4 protein-coding genes are annotated in these 3,397 nt (G+C 66.1%); all 4 read left to right on the top strand.

The annotated features are described in order from the left end of the window. Positions 1–120: 120 nt before the first annotated feature. A complete protein-coding gene (locus AB0J47_RS41795) occupies positions 121–327 on the top strand; it encodes a hypothetical protein (RefSeq protein ID WP_364360119.1) in 207 nt (68 codons plus the stop codon). Positions 328–422: 95 nt separating this feature from the next. Continuing rightward, the gene (locus tag AB0J47_RS41790) at positions 423–596 is read left to right on the top strand and encodes a hypothetical protein (RefSeq protein ID WP_364360115.1); all 174 of its coding nucleotides are present in this window, start codon (positions 423–425) and stop codon (positions 594–596) included. Continuing rightward, a complete protein-coding gene (locus AB0J47_RS41785) occupies positions 593–1,396 on the top strand; it encodes a hypothetical protein (protein WP_364360112.1) in 804 nt (267 codons plus the stop codon). The genes AB0J47_RS41790 and AB0J47_RS41785 overlap by 4 nt, the downstream gene beginning before the upstream one ends. A gap of 47 nt (positions 1,397–1,443) precedes the next feature. Beyond that, positions 1,444–3,141, top strand: a complete 1,698-nt coding sequence (locus AB0J47_RS41780) for an FtsK/SpoIIIE domain-containing protein (RefSeq protein ID WP_364360109.1) — start codon at positions 1,444–1,446, stop codon at positions 3,139–3,141. Positions 3,142–3,397: the final 256 nt, after the last annotated feature.

The raw sequence follows: 3,397 nt of genomic DNA, 5'->3' as shown, positions 1-3,397 counted from the left end.
TACATTTGACCAGACCGATGGTACACCGCAGAGGGCGGACAGGACAGGAAATGAATGCGACTGATGAGCACAGAGGCAGAGCGCTTGGTCCCAGCTGGTACCAAATGCCAACATGGCGGTATGCCAACACGACCCGGACAGCGAACGTTCCGCCTCAACGAGCAGCGGGCCAAGATCTGGGAAGACGTGATGGCCGAGGCTGGAATGAAGCAGCAAGCGGCGATAGACACCCTGGTGGACGCCCTCGGCGCGCGAGTGATCAGCCTGAACGAGCTGCGCGCCGAAGTGATCCGGATCAAGCGCGAGCAACAGGAAGCGACCGAGTAGACCTCGGGTTTCTTCACGTCCTTCGCGACGCCGCGGAGTTCACCCCGCGTCGCTTCGCGCTCGGCTTCGCCGTTTCGTTCCTGACCGTGGCGGTCGTGTACGTCCTGGCTCTGTACGCCGATCTGATGTGGCTGGTCGCGCTGCTTTGGATTCCGATCGGCGCGCACATTGCGCTCTATGGCGTCGTGGCGGTTCCCGTGCTCCGCCGAGGCCACGCGATCCGCCGCCGCGCCCACGCGATCCGCCGAATCCAGGGTGGTGCGCGATGAGCGACCGTCAGCCCCCCAGTGAATTCACCCAGGCCCTGGTGCAGGGCCTCGGAATGCTCGGCCTGCTGGCCGTGGCGGTGTTCGTGTTGAAGGGTCTGCGCACCGGGTCGATCCGCCCCGCCGAGATCGCGGCCCAGGTCCCGCACTACCGGGATGTGTTCCTCGACGCCCTGGCGCCCACGCTGGGGGCTGTCGCCGGTCTGGTGGTGCTGGCCAGCGTCGGCCTGCTGATGGCCCGGGGCGGGCGAACCCTGCTTGCGGTCTGGTGGCGCACGTATTGGCGCTACCGCCGCCGCTGGGACGCTGTGATGGCCGACCACGAGCTGACCGCCAAGAAGGCGGGCCTCCATGAGGTGCCGCAGCTGCGCACGGTGACCGCGTTCGGGTCCTCGGATGTGGTGCGGGTGCGGATGTTGTCCTCTCAGTCGCCGAAGGACTGGGCCGACAACGTCGGCGATCTGGCCACCGCGTTCGGCGCGACCAGCGGAGAGGTCCGCCCCGCCGAGGAGCGCTCCGATATCGACCTGGTGTTCACCCGTGGCGGCGGCAAGCCGACGTATCAGCGGGAACTGCTGCCAGGCGGCGGGCAGGTGATCGCGCTGCCGGGCATGTCCGAGCGGACGAAGCGCCCGGTCGCGATCCAGGTCAAAGCAGGGTCACTGCAACTCACCTGGGCGTTCGTCCGGGTACGTGAACACAACGGGGCAAACCGCCGCTACTGGGGCGTTCAGGGGAGGAGGTGGAGCAAGTGGCAGGCATTCCAGGGCTGGTCGGTTCCCTCCAGCGCGACGACCGCATGATCGGCGTCCTCGGTCTGCTGGGCGGCGCACTGCTCACCACGATCGCGATGATGTTCGCCTACTTCTTCTGCCAGAACATGGGCTGGCCTGGCTCGATGGGGCCGATCGGCATTGCCGTGCTGATCGGGTCCGTGCTGGGGCTGTGGCTGTGGTCGAAAGCGGCTGCAGCGATGGCGGCCCGCCGCGCCGAGCAGCTGCTCGCCCAGGAGCAGGAGCAGCGCTACGCCGCCCGGGTGGAATGGCTGGCGCAATGGCCGGCACCGGTACGTGAGCCGATTGCCCGCATGGCATGGGCTTCACCGGAACTGTGGGCACCGATGGGGTTGGGCCGCGAGCCTCGCTGGGTCGGCTCCGGTGCCAACGCCGCCTGGGATCCGGGCGAAGGCTTGGTGCTGATGGATGTGGAGGCCACCGATATCGGCGTGCGCGTGAGGCTGGAAATGCTGGAGGGCCAGGCCCCCAAGCACTTCCGCGAGGCCCGCGACAAGATGACCAACAGCTTCGACATCGCGGCCGTGCACGTGGTCGCCGACCACGGCAACCAGATCTGGCTCGATCTGCAAATCGTCGACCCGTTGAAGGGCATCAAGGTTTCGCCGCTGCTGGATTCGGTGACCGCCGAGCGGATCAAGCAGGCCGCCGCCGCGGCGACCACCCCGGCCGAGGAAACCCAGCTGCTCACCGAGGCGTGCCGCGGCGCCCAGCTCATGGTGCCCGTGAACGGGCTGAGCTGCACCGACGACATCGTCCTCATGACCAGCCAGTACGGCAACCAGGTGACGGTCAACCTCGCCTCCGGCGCGCACGGCGCGGTCCAGGGCGCATCCCGGTCGGGTAAGTCCATCTTCCTGAACTCGCTGCTGGCCTACGCCTCGCTCATGCGGGACGTGCGTGTGGTGATCATCGACCCGAACTCGGCGGCCGTCGCGCCGTGGTGGCGCACCGCCTACCTGGTGTGCAACTCCACCAACCCGAAGGCGGCCACCAAGGTTCTCAAGCAGGTCAACGACGAGATGAAGGCTCGCGAGTCGCTGTTCTGGGAGGCCCGCACCGACAGGATCACCCGGTTCAGCCCCGATATGCCGCTGTACCTGGTGGTCATCGACGAGATCCCGGAGTTCGCCTCCGACAAGGAGTTCCAGGCCGAGGCGAAGCGGTTCGGCGCACAGTCGGCCAAGTTCGGCGGCCGGTTCTACCCGGCCGGGCAGAAGCTCGACGAGAACTCGCTGAGCACCGCGACCAGGGCGAACTTGTTCGATCGGTTCTGCTTCCGCGTCGAGAGCCGCCACGACATGACCCACCTGTTCGAGAACGCCCCCGACCTCATGGCCAAGGGCCTCACGGCGGTCGACGAGTCCATGCCCCAGGGAACGGCGATCGTGCGCACCCGCAGCCACCCGCAGACCAGCCGCGCCCGCGCGGTGTACATGCCCACTGAGGCGTGCTGGGTCGTCTCCGACGCCATCGTCGCCGTGCGCGGCGAAGTGCGCCCGCTGCCCAGTAAGCCCACCCCGGCCACCAACAGCAACGCCAAGGCAATCACGGCGACCGGGGACCCTGCCGTCATCGAGGCTCCGCCGCAGAAGGCCGACCCGCGCGCCGTTCCGGCCCTGCCGCCGCGATCATCGCAGGGACGCAACGGGATCGTGGTTCCGTTCGGGCGAAACCGCACCGAACAAGGCTCCGTCGAGGACGCGCTTGCCGGACCCGGCGACCCAGAAGACCAGGGCACGGGCACCAAATAGCAACCCACTCGCAACTACTCCGACAGGAGCCGCCCACACACTTCATTCACTTCATTCACCATGTTCATTCAAAAGGAGTAAACAGAAGTAAACAGCATTAGGAAGTTGGAATACTTATTCCGAATCGAACTTGCAGTAACTAGAACTGATACAATTTGGTCAATCACACTCAAACTGAAAGGGCAAGACCATGGCCGAGGAAATCCGGAGTGACATCCGGAAGACGAATCTCACTCTGAGCCGGAAGGATCTTCGC

The organism is Nocardia sp. NPDC049737 (assembly GCF_040674755.1).
Taxonomy (GTDB): domain Bacteria; phylum Actinomycetota; class Actinomycetes; order Mycobacteriales; family Mycobacteriaceae; genus Nocardia.
Note: the sequence above shows the minus strand (reverse complement) of the source record. Positions and strands in the feature narration are given on the sequence as shown.